Source organism: Cellulomonas biazotea, from assembly GCF_004306155.1.
Classification (GTDB): Bacteria; Actinomycetota; Actinomycetes; order Actinomycetales; family Cellulomonadaceae; genus Cellulomonas; species Cellulomonas biazotea.
Genome location: NZ_BIMR01000053.1, coordinates 1 through 18187 on the forward strand (window position 1 = coordinate 1; position 18187 = coordinate 18187).

An 18187-nucleotide genomic window follows, 5' to 3' on the forward strand; every position below is an offset into this window, starting at 1 on the left:
GGCGGTCGAGGCCGCAGCGTCGCCGGCGTGCACGCACCACACGCGCGCCGCGTCGGCGTCGGCGGCGACCGCCGCGTCGGCCCCGGCGTCCCCCGTCGCGGTGTGCACGAGCCACGCGGCGTCGAGGTCGCCCGGCCGGTAGTCGCGGGCCTCCCAGCGCACCGCGCCCCGCGCGACGAGCTCCGCGAGGTCCTCGCACACGCGCGGCGCGACCACGACGACGTCGGCGCCGTCGTCGACCAGCCGGGACGCCCGACGGGCGGCGACGGGACCGCCGCCGACGACGACGACCCGTCGCCCGGTGAGGTCGAGGAGCAGCGCGTGACGAGGCATGGCGCCCAGTCTGCCGGTGCCGGGCGTCGCGGCGGTCATCCGTGTCTCTCCAGTCCTGTCGGGCGTCCGCCGGTCGCGGGTCGGGCGTCGGTCACGACGTCCGACGAACGGCCCCGTCGGTCGTCCGTCAGATCCCCGCCCCGGCGAGCCAGTCGTCGTCGGCCGCGCTGGGCGGGGGCGTCGGCGTGAGGCGGTCGAGGAGCGTCGGGCCGACCATGCCCGCGGCGAGCGTCGTGCCGTCGGCCGGGTCGACGAGCAGGAACCCGCCGGTGCGCCGGTGGGTCGCGTAGTCGTCGAGCAGCACGGGCTCGGCCAGCCGCAGCCGGACCCGCCCGATCGCGTTGAGCGTGAGTGCGCGCGGAGCCGTGTCCGACGACGTGTCCGTCGCGTCGACGGTGTGCAGCGTGTCGATGCCGTCCCACACCTCGACGGTCTGGGTGTCGATGTCGAGCCGCGCGTTGACCTCCCGCAGCAGCGCCCGGACCGTGCGCGTGCCGACGCGCAGCAGGACGCGCGCGCCGAGGACCGACCGGCGCTCGGCGAGCCAGCACACCGTGCCCTCGAGGTCGGAGCCCACGGTCGCGGGGGCGCCGGTCGGCACGAGGACGTCGCCGCGCGCCACGTCGACGTCGTCCGCGAGGCGCAGCGTCACCGACTGCGGCGCGTGCGCCTCGTCGAGCGGGCCGTCGAACGTGTCGATGCCCGTCACCGTGCTCGTCTTGCCCGACGGCAGCACGGTCACCTCGTCGCCCACCCGCACGACGCCCGACGCGATGCGGCCCGCGTAGCCGCGGTAGTCGGGGTGCTCGGCCGTGCGCGGCCGGATGACGACCTGCACGGGGAACCGGAAGGTCTCGGCGTGCGCGTCGCGGTCGACCGGCACGGCCTCCAGGTGCTCCAGCAGCGTCGGGCCGTCGTACCAGGGGGTGCGGTCGGAGCGGTCGACGACGTTGTCGCCGGCCAGGGCCGACAGCGGCACGGCGTGCACGTCGGGCAGCCCGATCGCGTCGGCGTACCGCGCGAACTCGTCGGCGATCGACCGGAAGACGGTCTCGTCGAAGTCGACGAGGTCCATCTTGTTGACCGCCAGGACGACGTGCGGGACCCCGAGCAGCGCGGTGATGGTCGCGTGCCGCCGGGTCTGCTCGAGCACGCCCTTGCGGGCGTCGACGAGCACGATCGCGAGCTCGGCGGTCGAGGCGCCCGTCACCATGTTCCGCGTGTACTGCACGTGCCCCGGGGTGTCCGCGAGGACGAACGCCCGGCGCGCGGTCGAGAAGTACCGGTAGGCGACGTCGATCGTGATGCCCTGCTCACGCTCGGCGCGCAGGCCGTCGGTGAGCAGCGCGAGGTCGACGGTGCCCGCCTCGGCACCGCCGCGTGCCGCCGTGGCCCGCTCGACCGCGGAGAGCTGGTCGGCGAGCACGGACTTCGTGTCGTACAGCAGGCGGCCGATGAGGGTGCTCTTGCCGTCGTCGACGGACCCTGCCGTGGCGAGGCGCAGCAGGTCGCGGTGCGCGTGGTCGGAGGCGGAGACAGCCCCCGCGACGGACGCCGCGGACGGTGCGGTGGAGGTCGTGGTCGTCGTCATCAGAAGTAGCCCTCGCGCTTGCGGTCCTCCATGGCGGCCTCCGAGGCCCGGTCGTCGGCGCGGGTCGCCCCGCGCTCGGTGAGGCGGCTCACGGCCACCTCCGCGATGACGTCGGCGACCGTCGAGGCCGTCGACTCCACCGCACCCGTGCAGCTCATGTCGCCGACCGTGCGGTACCGCACGGTGCGGCGCTCGAGCACCTCGTCGCGGCGCGGGCCGCCCCAGCCGCCCGGCGCGAGCCACATGCCGTCGCGCAGGAAGACGTCGCGCTCGTGCGTGTAGTAGATCGACGGCAGGTCGATCTCCTCGCGCTCGATGTAGCGCCAGACGTCGAGCTCGGTCCAGTTGGACAGCGGGAAGACGCGCACGTGCTCGCCCGGCTTGTGCCGGCCGTTGTACAGGTCCCACAGCTCGGGTCGCTGCCGCCGCGGGTCCCACTGACCGAACTCGTCGCGCAGGGAGAACATCCGCTCCTTGGCGCGGGCCTTCTCCTCGTCGCGGCGCCCGCCGCCGAACACCGCGTCGAAGCGGTGCGCGGTGATCGCGTCGAGCAGCGGCACCGTCTGCAGCGGGTTGCGCGAGCCGTCGGGGCGCTCCACGACCCGGCCGTCGTCGATCGCGTCCTGCACGCTCGCGACGACGAGCCGCAGACCGAACCGTGCGACGGCGTCGTCCCGGTAGTCGATGACCTCGGGGAAGTTGTGGCCCGTGTCGACGTGCATGACGGTGAACGGCACGGGGGCCGGCCAGAACGCCTTGCGCGCCAGGTGCAGCATGACGATCGAGTCCTTGCCGCCCGAGAAGAGCAGCACGGGCCGCTCGAACTCGCCGGCGACCTCGCGCATGACGTGGATCGCCTCGGACTCGAGGGCGTCGAGCTGGGTCAGGCGCGAGGGGCGCGCCGCCGCGGTGGGGGGAGCCGTGGCCTCAGTCGTCATGTGTGCAGACCGCATTCCGTCTTGGAGGTACCGGACCAGCGTCCGGCCCGCGGGTCCTCGCCCGGGGCCGTCGCACGCGTGCAGGGGGCGCAGCCGATCGACGCGTAGCCGGCCTGCCGCAGGGGGTTGAGGACGACGTGGTGCTCGGCGACGTAGGCGTCCACGTCGGCCTGCGTCCACGCCGCGACCGGGTTGAGCTTGACCTTGCCGCGCCGCGCGTCCCACCCGACGACCGTGATGTCGGTGCGGGTCGGGGCGTCCTCGCGGCGCATGCCCGTGACCCATGCGGTGTACGGGGCGAGGCCGCGCTCGAGCGGCTCGACCTTGCGCAGCGCACAGCACAGGTTCGGGTCGCGGTCGTGCAGGCGGGGTCCGTGCTCGGCGTCCTGCTCGGCGACGGTGCGCAGCGGCAGGACCGTGCGCAGCCGGATGTCGGTGAACTCGGCGTAGTAGTCGCGCGTGCCGATGGTCTCGGCGAAGTGGTACCCGGTGTCGAGGAAGATGACGTTCGCGCCGGGGACGGCCTTCGCGACGAGGTCGACGAGCACCTCGTCGCCCATCGACGACGCGACGACGAGGTCGTCGCCGAACGTGCGGGCCGCCCAGGCGAGGATCTCGCTGGGGTGCGCGCCCTCGAGCTCGACGCCCGCGCGCTCGGCGAACGCGCGGAGCTCGTCGGGCGACAGGTCCGCGACAGCGGGTGTCTCGGTGCTCATCGGGCCCCCTCCGCCGACAGGCCGACGAACCGCAGCGCGAACGCGCGCGCGCACGACCGGCACTCCCACTGGCCGTGCGTCTCGCCGGCCGGCCACAGGTCCTCGCTCGCGCAGAACGGGCAGTAGTACGGGACGGCGCGCTGGGCGGACTCGCTCATCGCAGGTCCTCCTCGGCGGCCCGCTGCACCCACTCGGCGAACAGCTCGCCCTCGAGGCGTTGCTCGTCGAACCGGCGCGTCACGCGCTCCAGGTAGTCGGGCAGCTCCGAGGACGGCACGCGCAGCCCGCGCAGCGTCTTGCCGAGGCCGCTCGTCAGGCCGAGCCCGCCGCCGAGGTGGACCTGGTAGCCCTCCTCGCCCTGCGCCAGCGCGCCCTTGAGGCCGATGTCGGCGGTCTGGATGCGCGCGCACGAGTTGGGGCAGCCGTTGACGTTGATGGTGATCGGCTGGTCGAAGGTCGGCAGCCGCTTCTCGAGCTCGCCGACGATGAGCGTCGCGCGCGCCTTCGTCTCGACGATCGCGAGCTTGCAGAACTCGATGCCCGTGCAGGCGATCGTCCCGCGGCGGAACGTCGAGGCGTGGCGGACCAGCAGGCCGAGCGCCTCCAGGCCGTCGACCAGCGCGTCCACGCGGTCCGCGGCGACGTCGAGCACGACGAGCTTCTGCTCGGTGGTGAGCTGCACGCGGTCCGAGCCGGCGGCGTCGACGAGGTCGGCGACCGCGTCGAGGACCTCGCCCGAGACCCGACCCACCGTCGGGGCGGCGCCGACGTAGAAGCGGCCGTCCTTCTGCGGGTGCACGCCGACGTGGTCGCGGCGGCCGGTCGGCGGCGGGGGAGGCGCGGGGCCGTCGGCGAGCGTGAAGCCGAGGTACTCCTCCTCCAGGACCTGCCGGAACAGCTCCGGGCCCCAGTCGGCGAGCAGGAACTTCAGGCGCGCGCGGGTCCGCAGCCGGCGGTAGCCGTAGTCGCGGAAGATGCTGACGACGCCGACCCACACGTCGGGGATCTGCTCGAGCGTGACGAACGCGCCGAGCCGCTTGCCGAGCATCGGGTTCGTGGACAGCGCGCCGCCGACCCACAGGTCGAAGCCGGGGCCGAGCTCAGGGTGCTCGACACCGACGAACGCGACGTCGTTGATCTCGTGCGCGACGTCCTGGTGCGGGGAGCCGCTGACCGCGGTCTTGAACTTGCGCGGCAGGTTCGAGAACGACGGGTCGCCGATGTAGCGCTGCTGGATCTGCAGGATCGCCGGGGTGCCGTCGATGATCTCGTCGGCGGCGACGCCCGCGACCGGCGAGCCGAGGATGACGCGCGGCACGTCGCCGCACGCCTCCTGCGTCGTGAGGCCGACGGCCTCCAGACGGCGCCAGATCTCGGGGACGTCCTCGATGCGGACCCAGTGCAGCTGGATGTTCTGCCGGTCGGTGATGTCGGCCGTCCCACGGCCGAACTCCGTGGAGATCTGCGCGACGGTCCGCAGCTGGGCGAGCGTGAGCGTCCCGCCGTCGCAGCGCACGCGGAGCATGAAGTAGGAGTCCTCGAGCTCGTGCGGCTCGAGCGTCGCGGTCTTCCCGCCGTCGATCCCCGGCTTGCGCTGCGTGTACAGGCCCCACCAGCGCATGCGTCCGCGCAGGTCGTCGCCGGGGATGGAGTCGAAGCCCTGCTGGGCGTAGATCGTCTCGATGCGGTGGCGGACGTTGAGACCGTCGTCCTCCTGCTTGAGCTTCTCGTTGCCGTTCAGCGGCTCGCGCTGGTCGTCGAACGCCCACTGACCCTCGGGGCGAGCGGCGGGCGGGGCGATCCTGGTCTGCGCCATCGGGCGCTACCTCCGGGGGATCATGGCGTGCGGCTGCACCCACCGCCCGGGGGGCGGCTCTCGGGACGCAGACCGCGCGCCCGAGATGGGGGGACGAGGGCGGGGTCAGTCTCTCCGCGGACAGCAGCAGCGCATGCACGGGTCCGCGGCGGCGCAGCAGCACCGACACATGGCGGGGGACCCGGTCGCGATCACCTGTCGAGGCTGTCAGACGATCGGGTGACACGGGAGACGCCATCCGCATGATGAGACGACCGCACCGACATGTGGGACGGGCGTCCAGCGAGGGTGTAAGAGGCCGCCTCCCAGGCGGCCTCGCGCGGGCTGCGGTGACGCCGATCACGCGGGGACCTTCGTCCCGCGGGGCGGACGTAGGCTTGCCCACCGTGACCGCCGTCGACCCCGCCGCAGGCCCCTCGGGCTCCGGCAGCGCACCCGCCGGTGACGGCCGCGGGGTACCGCCGTCGCTCACCGGACGCACGCCCGTCGTGCCGCCCGCGCGGCTCCTCGCCGAGCTCGTCCCGCCCCGGCACTTCGCGGGCGAGTCCTTCGACACCTACGTGCCCGACGCCGCGCACCCCTCGCAGCGCGCCACGGTCGAGCGCCTGCGCGCCGCCGCCCGCGAGATCACCGCCGGGGGCGGGCCCGCGCGTGGGCTGTTCCGGCGCGCCGCGCGCCGCGCGCCCGTCGCCGTCTACCTCGACGGCGGGTTCGGCGTCGGCAAGACGCACCTGCTCGCGTCCCTCGCGCACGCCGTCGGGGCCGACGACGCCGCGTTCGGCACCTTCGTCGAGTACACCAACCTCGTCGGCGCGCTCGGGTTCCTGCCGACCGTCGAGGCGCTCGCCGGCAAGAGGCTCGTCTGCATCGACGAGTTCGAGCTCGACGACCCCGGCGACACCGTCCTCATGTCGCGCCTGCTGCGCGAGCTCGCCGACCGCGGCGTCGCCCTCGCCGCGACGTCCAACACGCTGCCCGGCTCGCTCGGCGAGGGCCGGTTCGCCGCCGACGACTTCCTGCGGGAGATCCAGGCGCTCGCGGCTCGGTTCGAGGTCCTGCGCGTCGACGGCGAGGACTACCGCCACCGCGCCGTCGTCACCGACGCCGACGGGCTCGCCGACGACGCCGTGCGGCGCGCGGTCGCCGGCGTGCCGGGCGCGACCCTCGACGCGTTCGGCGACCTGCTCGACCACCTCGCACGCGTGCACCCCAGCCGGTACGGCGCGCTGCTCGACGGCGTCGAGCTCGTCGGCCTGACGGGCGTCGTGCCCGTGCCCACCCAGGACGTCGCGCTGCGGCTCGTCGTGCTCGTCGACCGGCTCTACGACCGCGACGTGCCGGTCCTGCTCGGCGGGGCGGGCGAGCACGACCTGTTCTCCGCCGACATGCTGCGCGGCGGGTACCGCAAGAAGTACTACCGGGCGCTGTCCCGGCTCGGCGCGCTCGCCGCCGACGGCGCGGCGCGGGTCGCGGCCGACCCGGCCTGAGGCGCCGCCGGAGGACGCGCAGCCGCGGCGTCCCGCAGGCGCCGCCGGGCTAGTCGCCGAGGGTGGGCGTCAGGACGACCGTCGCGCCCGCGGGGACGACGACGTGCGGCGGCGTCCCCGGCTCGACCGCGCACGGCGCCCACGTGGCCGCGACGTCGAGCGGGGCGTCGGCCGGCAGGGGCACGCGGCGGGAGTCGTCCGTCAGGTTGGCGACGACGCGGGCCGCGCCGCGGTGCAGGACGAGGACGCCCTGCCACGGACCCGCTGCGTCGTCGGGGCCGTCCCACGTGAGCTCGGTCGCGGCGAGGTCGCCCGACGCGAGGTCGGGGGTCGTGCGGCGCAGCGCGACGAGCTCGCGGTACCAGGCGAGCAGCCGTGCGTGCGACGGCTCGTCCCGCTCCGTGCGGTCGAGGACGCTGCGGCGGAACGTCGCCTCGTCCTGCGGGTCCGGCACGTCGACCGGCCCGCCGTACAGGTCGGTCCAGCCGTGCCCGCCGAACTCGCCACGGCGGCCCGCGCTCACCGCGGCGCCCAGGTCCGGGTCGGGGAACGACGTGAAGAACTGGAAGGGCGTGCGCGTGCCCCACTCCTCGCCCATGAAGAGCATCGGCGTGAAGGGCGACAGCAGAAGGAGCGCCGCCCCGGCGGCGAGGGTGTCGACGGGGAGGCGGTCGGCGGGGCGGTCGCCCGTCGCGCGGTTGCCGACCTGGTCGTGGGTCTGCGTGCTGACGACGAAGCGGTGCCCGTCGGTGCCGGTCGGCACGGGCCGCCCCCAGCGTCGCCCGCGGAACGTCGACCAGCCGCCGTCGTGCACGAAGACCTGCGTGAGGGCGTGCCGGAGGGTCGCCGGTGCGCCGAAGTCGACGTAGTAGCCGTGCCGCTCGCCGGTGAGCAGCGCGTGCAGGGCGTGGTGCACGTCGTCGGCCCACTGCGCGGTCATGCCCCAGCCGCCCGCGTGCGTCGGGGCGAGGCTCACGACGTCGTTGAGGTCGGTCTCGGCGACGAGGGAGAGCGGCCGGCCGAGGCGGTCCGACAGGTCGGCGACCTCGTCGGCGAGCTGGGCGAGCAGGTGCCGGTCGGAGCCGTCCTTCAGCTCGTGCACGGCGTCGAGGCGCAGCGCGTCGACGTGGAAGTCGCGGAACCAGCGCAGCGCGCTGTCGACGATCCAGCGCCGCACGACGTCCGAGCCGGGCTGGTCCAGGTTGATGGCCGAGCCCCACGGCGTGTGGTGCGCGTCGGTCGCGTACGGGCCGAACAGCCCCGTGTAGTTGCCGGACGGTCCCAGGTGGTTGTGCACGACGTCGAGGCACACCGCCAGGCCGAGCCCGTGCGCGGCGTCGACGAACCGCTGCAGCGCCTCGGGGCCGCCGTACGGCTCGTGCACCGCGTACAGGCCGACGCCGTCGTACCCCCAGCCGCGGGGGCCGTCGAACGGTGCGACGGGCATGAGCTCGACGACGTCGACGCCGAGCGCGACCAGGTCCGGCAGCGCGTCCGCCGCGGCGTCGAGCGTGCCCTGCCGCGTGAAGGTCCCGACGTGCAGCTCGTAGAGGACCCGGCCCCGGACGTCGAGACCGGCCCAGCCGTCGTCCGTCCAGGCGAAGCGGCCCGTGTCGAGCACGCGGCTCGGGCCGTGCACGCCCGCGGGCTGCCAGGCGCTGCGCGGGTCGGGCCGCGCCGGTCCGTCGTCGAGGGCGAACGCGTAGTCGGTGCCGTGCGGCAGGTCGCGCCCGTCGGGGTCGGTCCACCAGCCGTCGGCGTCGGCGACCAGCACGCGCCGCTCGCCGGTGCCGGGCAGCACGAGGTCGACGCGCGAGGCGTCCGGCGCCCACACCCGCGGGTGCACGGTCTCAGCCCTCCGCCCGGACGAGCAGCGCCACCGGGAGCCGGTCGAGCAGCGGCCCGACCTCGCGCACGCCGCCCGTCACGGCGCGGTCCGTCAGGACGTCGTGCCAGTCGCCGTCGGGCAGCGCGACGGTGTGCTCGCCCCAGCCGCCGAGCCGGTCGACGGACGCCTGCAGGCGCGTCGCGACGACCGCGACCCGGGGGTCGCCACCGACCGTGCGCGCGTACGTGAGGCTGTGCCCCGACGAGTGCGCGAGAGGCACGTAGCCGCTGTCCGGGCCGACGAACGCCTCCGGGACGTCGCGCCGCAGGCGCAGCGCGCGCGAGGTGACGAGGAGCTTCTCGTCGGCGAGGTCGCGCGGACCGGCCCCGTCGTCGAGGCGGGCCAGGCGCGCGGCGAGCGCGTCGGTGTCGACCGGGCGGCGGTTGTCGGGGTCGACGAGCACGGTCGCCGGGACCTCGGTGCCCTGGTAGACGTCGGGCACGCCGGGCAGGGTCAGCTGGACGAGCTTGGTGCCGAGCGTCGCCGTCCGCACCGCGCCCCGGGTGCGCACCTCCCAGCCGCCGAACAGGTCCGCGACGGCCGGATCGGCGAGGGCGGCGCGTGCGGTGTCGAGCACCGCCCGCTCGTACGGCTCGTCGGGCGCGGTCCACGTGGTGCGCGACTTGGCCTCGCGGATCGCCTTGACGAGATACTCCTCCAGGCGGTCGGCCGAGATCGGGCCGTCCTGCGTCCACGTGCCCGCGAGCGTCTGCCACAGCAGGTACTCGGTGCGGCCGTCGAGCAGGGTGCGACGGAACGGGGCCGATGCGGCGCGCAGACCGTCGACGAGCGCCGACCACTCGAGCGGCAGCTCCGACAGGACACCCAGGCGGGCACGCGTGTCCTCGCCGCGCTTCGTGTCGTGCGTCGAGAGGGTCGTCATGCCGAGCGGGGCGGCGACCTGCTGCTCCGTGGCCCACGCGGCCAGGTCCGTGGGCGTCAGGGCGAACCGCTCCGGCTCGCCGCCGACCTCGCACAGCCCGACCAGGTGCGTCCAGCGGTAGAACGCGGTGTCCTCGACACCCTTTGCGGTGACCGCGCCGCACGTCTGCTGGAACCGCACGACGAGCTCGTCCCGCCGTCGGCCCCGCGTGCGGCCGGCGCTGCCGACCTCCCGTCCGAGCAGCAGGTCGACGAGCACGTCCATCGTGTCGGAGCGCTCGGGCGACAGGCGCGCGCGGGCGATCCGCGCGGCAGCCTCCACCACCTCGATCGACTCGGGGTGCACCGGCTCGCCCGGCACCACGTACGCGCGGTACCGGTCGAACGCGACGAGCAGCTCGACCAGGCACTCCTCCAGGGCGCGCCACGTGTGGTCCCGCAGGCGCAGGTCCTCCGTGCAGATGTCCGCCGCGAGCGCCGTCAGGCGGTGCACCTCCGCGTACAGCGGGCCGTCGACGATCTCCCGCTTGCCCTGCTCGGCGATCGCGGCGAAGGCGTCGGACGTGTCGCCCGTGAGGCGGTGCATGGTCGCGCCCAGCACGGCGGCGCCGCCCGGGTCGACGAACGTCTGCTGGATGCGCCACAGCGCCTCGTAGCCCGTGGTGCCGGCGGTCTCCCAGTCGGCGGGCAGCCGCTCGTCGCCCTGCAGGATCTTCTCCACGACGACCCACGCCTCACCGCTCGCCTCGCGCAGCCGCGCGAGGTAGCCCGTCGGGTCGGCGAGACCGTCCGGGTGGTCGATCCGCAGGCCGTCGAGCGTGCCGTCGGCGAGCAGGTCGAGCACCAGGCGGTGCGTCGCGTCGAACACCTCGGGGTCCTCGACACGGACCGCGACGAGCGTGCCGACGTCGAAGAACCGCCGGTAGTTGAGCTCCTCGTCGGCGACCCGCCAGTACGCGAGCCGGTAGTGCTGACGCTCCAGCAGCTCCGTGAGGGGCAGCGACTCGGTGCCCTCCCGGACCGGGAAGACGTGGTCGTAGTAGCGCAGGACGGTCCGCAGGCCCTCGCCGGGGATGTCGGCCTCGTCGAGCCGCAGCTCGTCGCGCGCCAGCACCGTACCGATCCGGTCGCCCAGCACCGGCATGAGGACGTCCCCGCCACCGGCGGACCAGTCGACGTCGAACCACGACGCGTACGGCGACTCGGCCCCCTTGTCGAGCACCGACCACAGCGGGCGGTTGTGCCAGACCGGTGTCGGCACCGCCATGTGGTTCGGCACGATGTCGAGCACCAGCCCCAGGCCCGCGTCGTGCGCGACGGCCGCGAGCCGCCGCAGCGCCGCCAGCCCGCCGAGCACGGGGGAGACCTCGTCGTGCGCGACGACGTCGTACCCGTGCGTCGACCCCGGCGCCGCCGTGAGGACCGGCGACAGGTACACGTGCGTCACGCCCAGCGACGCGAGGTACGGGACCCGGTCCGCGACGTCGTCGAGCGTGAGGTCCGCGCCGAGCTGCACCCGGTACGTCGAGACGGGCACGGGCCGCCCCGGTCCCGGCAGCCGGCGCGCCGGCGTCGGCCGGCCCCCCGGGCGGGCGTCGGTCACGCGCTGGGTCCCGTCCGTGTGCCCTTCTTGCGCGGCACCGACTCCGCCGTCCGGCCCTGGGCACCTTCCCGCTGCGCCTTGGAGGCCTCCCGCGACGTCTCCGCGACGACCCCGATGCCCGACGCCGACGGTGTCTGCGCGAGCGGCGGACGGGTGAGCACGACGACCGAGTGGTGCGCGAGCCCGACCTCCTCGCCCGCCTCCAGCACGTCCCCTGGCGACACCTGCGAGTCCGTGTCCAGCACGACCGTCCACTGCGCGCCGTAGCGGCCCGACGGCACGACGAACGTCGCCGCCTCCGGCTGGCCGTTGAACAGCACCAGGAACGAGTCGTCGACGATCTCCTCGCCGCGCACGTCCGGCTCCGCGATCGCGTCGCCGTTGAGGAATACCATGACCGCGCGCGCCATGGCGCTGTTCCACGCCTCCGGGCTCATGTGCTCGCCCGTCGGGGCCAGCCACTCGATGTCCTTGAGGTCCGAGGCGTCGTTGTCGTCGGGCTTGCCCGCGAAGAACCGGCGCCGCCGGAACACCGGGTGGTCCTGCCGCAGCCGCACCACGCGCCGCGTGAACTCCAGCAGGTTCGTCTGCCGCTCGTCGAGGTCCCAGTCGACCCACGACAGGGGACCGTCCTGGCAGTACACGTTGTTGTTCCCCTGCTGCGTGCGCCCCAGCTCGTCACCGTGCGCCAGCATCGGGATGCCTTGCGACAGCAGCAGCGTCGCCAGGAAGTTGCGCTGCTGGCGCGCGCGCAGGTCGAGCACCTGCTCGTCGTCCGTCGGGCCCTCGACGCCGCAGTTCCACGACCGGTTGTGGCTCTCGCCGTCGGCGTTGCCCTCGCCGTTCGCGTCGTTGTGCTTCTCGTTGTACGAGACCAGGTCCGCGAGCGTGAAGCCGTCGTGCGCCGTCACGAAGTTCACGCTCGCGATGGGCCGGCGGCCCGTGTGCTCGTACAGGTCCGACGACCCCGACAGGCGGCTCGCGAACTCGCCCAGCGTCGAGGGCTCGCTGCGCCAGAAGTCGCGCACCGTGTCCCGGTACTGGCCGTTCCACTCCGACCACAGCGGCGGGAAGCCGCCGACCTGGTACCCGCCCTCGCCGACGTCCCACGGCTCCGCGATGAGCTTGACCTGCGAGATCACGGGGTCCTGGTGGACGAGGTCGAAGAACGCGGACAGCCGGTCGACCTCGTGGAACTGCCGGGCGAGGGTCGCCGCGAGGTCGAAGCGGAACCCGTCGACGTGCATCTCGGTCACCCAGTACCGCAGCGAGTCCATGATGAGCTGCAGCACGTGCGGCGACCGCATGAGCAGGGAGTTGCCCGTGCCCGTCGTGTCGAAGTAGTGCGCCTGGTCGTCGTCGACGAGCCGGTAGTAGTTCGCGTTGTCGATGCCACGGAAGCTCAGGGTCGGGCCCAGGTGGTTGCCCTCCGCCGTGTGGTTGTAGACCACGTCGAGGATGACCTCGATGTCCGCCTCGTGCAGGGCCTTGACCATGGCCTTGAACTCCTGCACCTGCTGCCCGCCGCCCCCGTACGCCGAGTACTCGTTGTGCGGCGCGAAGAAGCCGATCGTGTTGTAGCCCCAGTAGTTCGACAGGCCCTTGTCCTGCAGCACCGGGTCGTTGACGAACTGGTGCACCGGCATGAGCTCGACCGCCGTCACCCCGAGCGACGACAGGTGCTCGATCACCGCGGGGTGCGCCAGGCCCGAGTACGTGCCGCGCAGCTCCTCCGGCACCGCCGGGTGCTGCTGCGTCAGGCCGCGCACGTGCGCCTCGTAGATCACCGACTGGTGGTACTGGTGCTGCGGGGGACGGTCGTGGCCCCAGTCGAAGAACGGGTTCACCACGACCGACTTCATCGTGTGCGGCGCCGAGTCGTCCTCGTTCGTCGCCGTCGGGTCGTCGAACCGGTACGTGTACAGCGACGGGTCGTTGTCGACCTCGCCGTCGATCGCCTTCGCGTACGGGTCGAGCAGGAGCTTCGACGGGTGGCAGCGCAGGCCCCGCGACGGGTCGTACGGGCCGTGCACGCGGTACCCGTACCGCTGGCCCGGACCCACCGCCGGCAGGAACCCGTGCCACACGAACGCGTCCACCTCCGTGAGGTCGACGCGCGACTCGGAGCCGTCCGCCTCGAACAGGCACAGCTCCACCCGTTCGGCGACCTCGGAGAACAGCGCGAAGTTCGTCCCGGTCCCGTCGTACGTGGCGCCCAGGGGGTAGGGGCGTCCCGGCCAGATCAGCATCCGCCCAATGTGCCAGGCCAGCGCGCATCCGGCGCGGGGGGGAGCGACCCCCGGGGGGTGGACTTCACCACACCGCGACGGGCCGCCCCCCGTTGCGCCGCGGCCCCTGACCTGCTGCGCTGGGGTCGGTGCCGCCGCGCCGGCCGACGACGCGCCGCACCGCCCACCTGCAGCCCTACCGACGGAGGTCGCCGTGAACGCTCGGGTCGTGGTCGTCGGAGCAGGGCTCGGGGGTGCGAAGACCGTCGAGGCGCTGCGGGACGGCGGGTACGACGGGCGGCTGGTCCTGCTCGGCACCGAGACCGAGCGCCCCTACGAGCGGCCGCCCCTGTCGAAGGGGTATCTCGGCGGCAGCGAGGAGCGCGACGCCGCCTTCGTCCACCCCGCCGACTGGTACGCGCGGCACGACGTCGACCTGCGCCCCGGCACGACCGTCACCGGGATCGACCTGCGCGCCCGCGACGTGCTCGACGCGTCCGGCACCCGCACCGGGTTCGACCACCTCGTCCTCGCCACCGGGTCCGAGCCGCGCCGGCTCGACGTCCCCGGGGCGGACCTCGACGGCGTGCGGTACCTGCGCACGCTCGACGACAGCGACCGCCTGCGCGCCTCGCTCACCCCCGGCCGGCACGTCGTCGTCATCGGCGGCGGCTGGATCGGCCTCGAGGTCGCCGCCGCGGCCCGCACCGCCGGGTGCGAGGTCACCGTCCTCGTGCGCGACCCGCTGCCGCTCCTGCGCGTCCTCGGCCCCGAGCTCGCCACGATGTTCTCCGACCTGCACCGCGGCCACGGCGTCGACCTGCGCACCCGCACCGACGTCACCGAGCTCGTCCCCGCCGGCGACGGCACGCACGTCGGCGCCGTCGCGCTCGCGGACGGCACCCTCGTCGAGGCCGACCTGGTCGTCGTCGGGATCGGCGCCGCGCCGCGCACCGCGCTCGCGGAGGCCGCCGGGCTGCACGTCGAGGACGGCGTCGTCGTCGACCGGCACCTGCGCTCGTCGCACCCGCACGTGCTGGCGGTCGGCGACATCGCGCGCGCGGAGCACCCGCTGCTCGGCACGCACGTGCGCGTCGAGCACTGGGCGAACGCCCTGAACCAGCCCGCCACGGCCGCCGCGACCGTGCTGGGGCGCGACGAGCCCTACGACCGCCTGCCGTACTTCTTCACCGACCAGTACGACCTCGGCATGGAGTACGTCGGCCACGTCGACCACGGCTACGACGAGGTCGTCGTCCGGGGGGACCTGGAGGCGCGCGAGCTCGTCGCCTTCTGGCTGCGCGGCGGGCGGGTGCTCGCCGGCATGAACGTCAACGTGTGGGACGTCGTCGACGACGTGCAGGCGCTCATCCGCTCCCGCGCGGTGGTGTCCCGCGACCGGCTCGCCGACCCGGACGTGCCGCTCGCGTCGCTCGTCACGGCGGGCTGACACCGCCGCCGGCCGTCCGGCGCCCCGCGAAGCCGGCCGACCGCTCAGCGCGACGTGCTGACGGGTGACGGGTCGTCCGTCACGTCGGGGACGGCCGCCTCCACCGCGAACGCCACCGGACGGACGCGTGCGGCGAGACCGTCGACCGCCCGGACCTGCGCGTCGGCCTGCGCCCGCAGCGCGACGAACCGGGCCGCGTCGAGCCGCAGCGTCGGCGCCCACACCTCGAGCGTCGCCCACAACGACCGCTTGCCCGCGATCCCCGACCGCAGCGCCTCGAGCTCCAGGTGCAGCGACAGCGGTGACCGGCTGACCAGCCGGCCGTTGGGCTTGAGCCGCCCCACCCGCTCCGCGACGCGCGCCGCCGTCGGCTTCCACGGTGACAGGTGCACGTCCAGGTGCTGCGCGAGCCCGCGCACCACCCGTCGCTCCTCGTGGAGCTCGGCGCACAACGGCCCGAGGACGTCGGCCGCGGGGGTGCCCGCGTAGCGGTCCAGCATCCACTCGACCCGCGAGATGACGCCCGACGCCCCGGTCAGGTGGTCGCTGAGGTAGGTGCGGAGCAGGCGCGGGTCGGGCGGCGCGGTGGGCGTCGCGCTCGGCAGCGCTGTCGGCGTCGACGTCACTTCAGGCGGCCCGCGAGCAGCTGCTTGCCCTGCTCCGCGCCCTTGCGGCTCTCGCCCTGCGCGCGGCGGAAGAACTCCGCGAGCTCGGTGTCGCCGTCGCGCTCGGCGTCCTTCGCGTACGTCTCCAGACGCAGGACGTTGTCGAGGCACGCCTGCGTGAACCACAGGATGTTGTAGGCCTTGTCCTTGGTGCCGGTCAGCTGGCCGGACTCCTGCTCGAAGCTCATCGCGAGCACCTCCGGCGCCCCCGGAGGGGCGGCCTGGTCGAGGGGGCGGCGTCGTCGCCGCCGGACGGGCTGCTGCTTCACCCGACCACCATCGTCGGCCCGCGGCCCGCGCGGCGCATGTGGGGGAGGCGTCGAGCGCGCGGCGGGCGGTCTGCGGTGTGTCCGTCCGGCGGGTGGTGCTCAGCGGCCCGGAGCGCCGCCCGGTCCGAAGCCGATCGCGAAGCCGCGGGCCTGGGCCCGCCCCGCGGCCGGGTCCGCCTCGACCAGGTAGGCCGAGCCGAACTCGCGCTCCATCGACTGGTACTTGTCGAGCGGCGCCGCGATGAGCAGCTGGAACCCGAACGACTTCAGGGCACGGATGGCGCGCCGCGTGACGTCCGGGTCGGACTTCACGAAGCCCTCGTCGACCATGACCGAGCCGAACATCGGCACCGCCTCGATCCCGCCGAGCTGGTAGCGCAGCGCCGCCCCGAGGGTCGCGGCGATGAGCTCCTGCCCCTCGCCGCCCGACGTCGCACCGACGCCCTCGTAGACGCGGGCCTGGTCCTCGCCGCGGCGGTGCTCCTCGGCGGCGATCCGCACGTGCCGCTTGACGTCGAGCACGTCGCGCTGCCAGTCGCGGTCGACCGGGTCGGTCGAGTCGAGCCGGTCCATGAGCCGCGCGATGCGCGCGAACCGCGCCTCGAGCTCGCCGTCCTCCAGGTCGGCGCCCGGCGCGTGGTCGAGGATCGCGTCGATCTCCGCCTTGAACGCGCGCGACGCGGGCGGCTCGACGTCGGTCGTGACGATCTGCAGGTAGCCGTCGTGCCCGAACGGGACGGTGCGCAGCACCTCGTTGACGGGCGCGATGCGGTCGTCGATGACGAGGCGCTCGTCGCGCAGCGTCTGCACGAGCGACGTCAAGCCCATGGTGTTGAGGTTGTGCATGAGCTGGCGCCACTGCGCGAGCGCCGCGGGCAGGTCGTCCGCCTGCAGCGTCGCGAGGAGCTCCAGGAAGTCCGGCGTCGCGTCGACGTCACGGGTCAGGACGCCGGCCTCGTCCGGCCAGGTCCGCAGGAAGTCCGCGAGCGTCGTCGTGATCGCCGCGTGCGCGCGCCCCCCGGCGGACTCCGCGGTCGCGACGCGACGCTCCACGGCCTGCTGCATCGCGGCCCGCAGGCGGCCCACCGACTCCAGGGTCGGGTGCGCGTCGCACTCGTCGGCCAGCGCCGCGAGGGCCGCGGTCTGCGTGTCGTCCGGCTCGGTGACAGCCTCCAGCCGCCGTGCGAGGCGGTCCTCCTCGTCGACGCTGCGCGCCCACGACCGCTCGGCCCGCTCCGCGGACTCGTGCGCGGACCGCGCCCGGTGGGTCGCGTCGTTGCGGGCCTCGACGAGCGCTGCGACCTCGCGGTCCAGGACGGCGAGCGCGTCGCCGTCCGCGAGGTCGGCGCGGCGTCGCTCGGCGGCAGCGACCCGCGCCTCGGCGGACCCGACGTCGACCTGCGCCCAGACGACGTCCGCGACGTGCGCGTGCGCGTCCCGGCGGGCCCGGGCGTGCTCGCGCGACGCCTCGGCGGTGTCCCGCGCCCGGGTGAGCTCCGCGAGGTCGTGCTCGCGGCGGCTGATCGCCTCGGTCAGGTCGCGGACCGTGTCGGCGTTGTCGAAGCCGATGACCTTGTCGCGGCGCGCGTCGGGGCGGTCGTCCTTCTCGTGCAGGCCGCCACGGTGCTTGACCTGGCCGTTGACCGTCACGGCCTCGCGGTGCAGCGCCAGCTCGGCGGCCTCGTGCACGCAGCGGTGCGAGAACCGTCGCACGAGCTGCTCGCGCAGCCACGGCGCGAACGGGCCGTCCGCGACGACGACCTTCTCGGCCATCGTGCCGGGCTGCGGGTCCTCGGCCGCGACGCCCGCGCCCGTGTCGACGACCGTGTAGCGGACGCGCGCGCGCAGGTCGTGCGCGTCGACGAACCGGGCGACGGCGGCCCGGTGCTCGGCGTCGACCAGCAGGCCCAGGCCGAACCCGCCGAGCAGCCGCTGCGCCGCGGGCCGCCAGACCTCCTCGCCGGCGGCGACGTCGAGCAGCTCGCCGACGAACGGCAGGTCGGCCTCCGTCAGGCCCGCACCCTCTGCGACCGCGGCGCGCACGGCGAGCGCCGCCGCCGGGACGTTCGAGCGGCGCGTCTCGTAGGAGCGCAGGTCCGCGCGCAGCGCCGCCAGGTCACGCTTGGCCTCCTCGACGGCCGCGATCCGGCCGTGCAGGTCGCCGCGCGCGACGTCGTCCTCGCCGGCCGCGACGCCGCCGCCGTCGGCACCGGTCGTGCCGACCGCTCCGTCCGCGCCGTCGGACTGCAGCGCCGCGAGCGCGGCTGCGGTCGTCGGCACCGCGACGTCGAGCGTCGCGCACCACCGCGCCAGGTCCGCCG

Annotated in this window: 14 protein-coding genes; 2 read left to right on the plus strand and 12 right to left on the minus strand. The window is 74.6% G+C overall.

The window, feature by feature from the left end; translation table 11 throughout:
• The 6 genes from CBZ_RS04835 to CBZ_RS04855 all read right to left on the minus strand — a co-directional run.
• The coding region (locus CBZ_RS04835) for an NAD(P)-dependent oxidoreductase (protein ID WP_281274853.1) at positions 1–333 on the minus strand (333 nt) is incomplete at its 3' end.
• Between the two features lie 127 nt (positions 334–460).
• A complete protein-coding gene (locus CBZ_RS04840; RefSeq protein ID WP_165446654.1) occupies positions 461–1924 on the minus strand; it encodes a sulfate adenylyltransferase subunit 1 in 1464 nt (487 codons plus the stop codon).
• On the minus strand, positions 1924–2862 hold the full coding sequence (cysD, locus tag CBZ_RS04845; protein ID WP_130780463.1) for a sulfate adenylyltransferase subunit CysD: 939 nt from the start codon (positions 2860–2862) through the stop codon (positions 1924–1926). The genes CBZ_RS04840 and cysD overlap by 1 nt, the downstream gene beginning before the upstream one ends.
• Positions 2859–3578, minus strand: coding sequence for a phosphoadenylyl-sulfate reductase (locus CBZ_RS04850; RefSeq protein ID WP_130780464.1), 720 nt, complete (start codon positions 3576–3578; stop codon positions 2859–2861). The genes cysD and CBZ_RS04850 overlap by 4 nt, the downstream gene beginning before the upstream one ends.
• Entirely contained in the window at positions 3575–3736 is a 162-nt protein-coding gene (locus CBZ_RS20735; protein WP_165446655.1) for a hypothetical protein, read from the minus strand. Before CBZ_RS20735 ends, CBZ_RS04850 begins: the two co-directional genes overlap by 4 nt.
• Positions 3733–5394, minus strand: a complete 1662-nt coding sequence (locus CBZ_RS04855) for a nitrite/sulfite reductase (RefSeq protein ID WP_130780465.1) — start codon at positions 5392–5394, stop codon at positions 3733–3735. The genes CBZ_RS20735 and CBZ_RS04855 overlap by 4 nt, the downstream gene beginning before the upstream one ends.
• A gap of 386 nt (positions 5395–5780) precedes the next feature.
• Here CBZ_RS04855 and zapE point away from each other — a divergent pair, with 386 nt between their 5' ends.
• On the plus strand, positions 5781–6881 hold the full coding sequence (zapE, locus tag CBZ_RS04860) for a cell division protein ZapE (protein ID WP_130780466.1): 1101 nt from the start codon (positions 5781–5783) through the stop codon (positions 6879–6881).
• Positions 6882–6930: 49 nt separating this feature from the next.
• Here zapE and treZ read toward each other — a convergent pair whose 3' ends face one another.
• From treZ to glgX, 3 genes are read right to left on the minus strand one after another with little or no spacing between them, the layout of a single operon-like run.
• Complete coding sequence (gene treZ / locus CBZ_RS04865) at positions 6931–8727, minus strand: malto-oligosyltrehalose trehalohydrolase (RefSeq protein WP_130780467.1); 1797 nt, start codon at positions 8725–8727, stop codon at positions 6931–6933.
• A 4-nt stretch (positions 8728–8731) separates the two neighbouring features.
• A complete protein-coding gene (gene treY / locus CBZ_RS04870; protein ID WP_130780468.1) occupies positions 8732–11254 on the minus strand; it encodes a malto-oligosyltrehalose synthase in 2523 nt (840 codons plus the stop codon).
• Positions 11251–13503, minus strand: a complete 2253-nt coding sequence (gene glgX / locus CBZ_RS04875) for a glycogen debranching protein GlgX (protein WP_130780469.1) — start codon at positions 13501–13503, stop codon at positions 11251–11253. The genes treY and glgX overlap by 4 nt, the downstream gene beginning before the upstream one ends.
• Positions 13504–13696: 193 nt before the next feature.
• On the opposite strand from glgX, the gene CBZ_RS04880 reads away from it, so the two are divergent.
• Complete coding sequence (locus CBZ_RS04880) at positions 13697–14932, plus strand: NAD(P)/FAD-dependent oxidoreductase (RefSeq protein ID WP_130780470.1); 1236 nt, start codon at positions 13697–13699, stop codon at positions 14930–14932.
• Between the two features lie 44 nt (positions 14933–14976).
• On the opposite strand, the gene CBZ_RS04885 is transcribed toward CBZ_RS04880, so the two are convergent.
• The 3 genes from CBZ_RS04885 to CBZ_RS04895 form a co-directional block, all read right to left on the minus strand.
• Positions 14977–15558, minus strand: a complete 582-nt coding sequence (locus CBZ_RS04885) for a hypothetical protein (RefSeq protein WP_130780471.1) — start codon at positions 15556–15558, stop codon at positions 14977–14979.
• A complete protein-coding gene (locus tag CBZ_RS04890; protein WP_246013061.1) occupies positions 15555–15866 on the minus strand; it encodes a hypothetical protein in 312 nt (103 codons plus the stop codon). Before CBZ_RS04890 ends, CBZ_RS04885 begins: the two co-directional genes overlap by 4 nt.
• 99 nt (positions 15867–15965) lie before the next feature.
• The coding region (locus tag CBZ_RS04895) for an ATP-binding protein (protein WP_281274854.1) at positions 15966–18187 on the minus strand (2222 nt) is incomplete at its 5' end.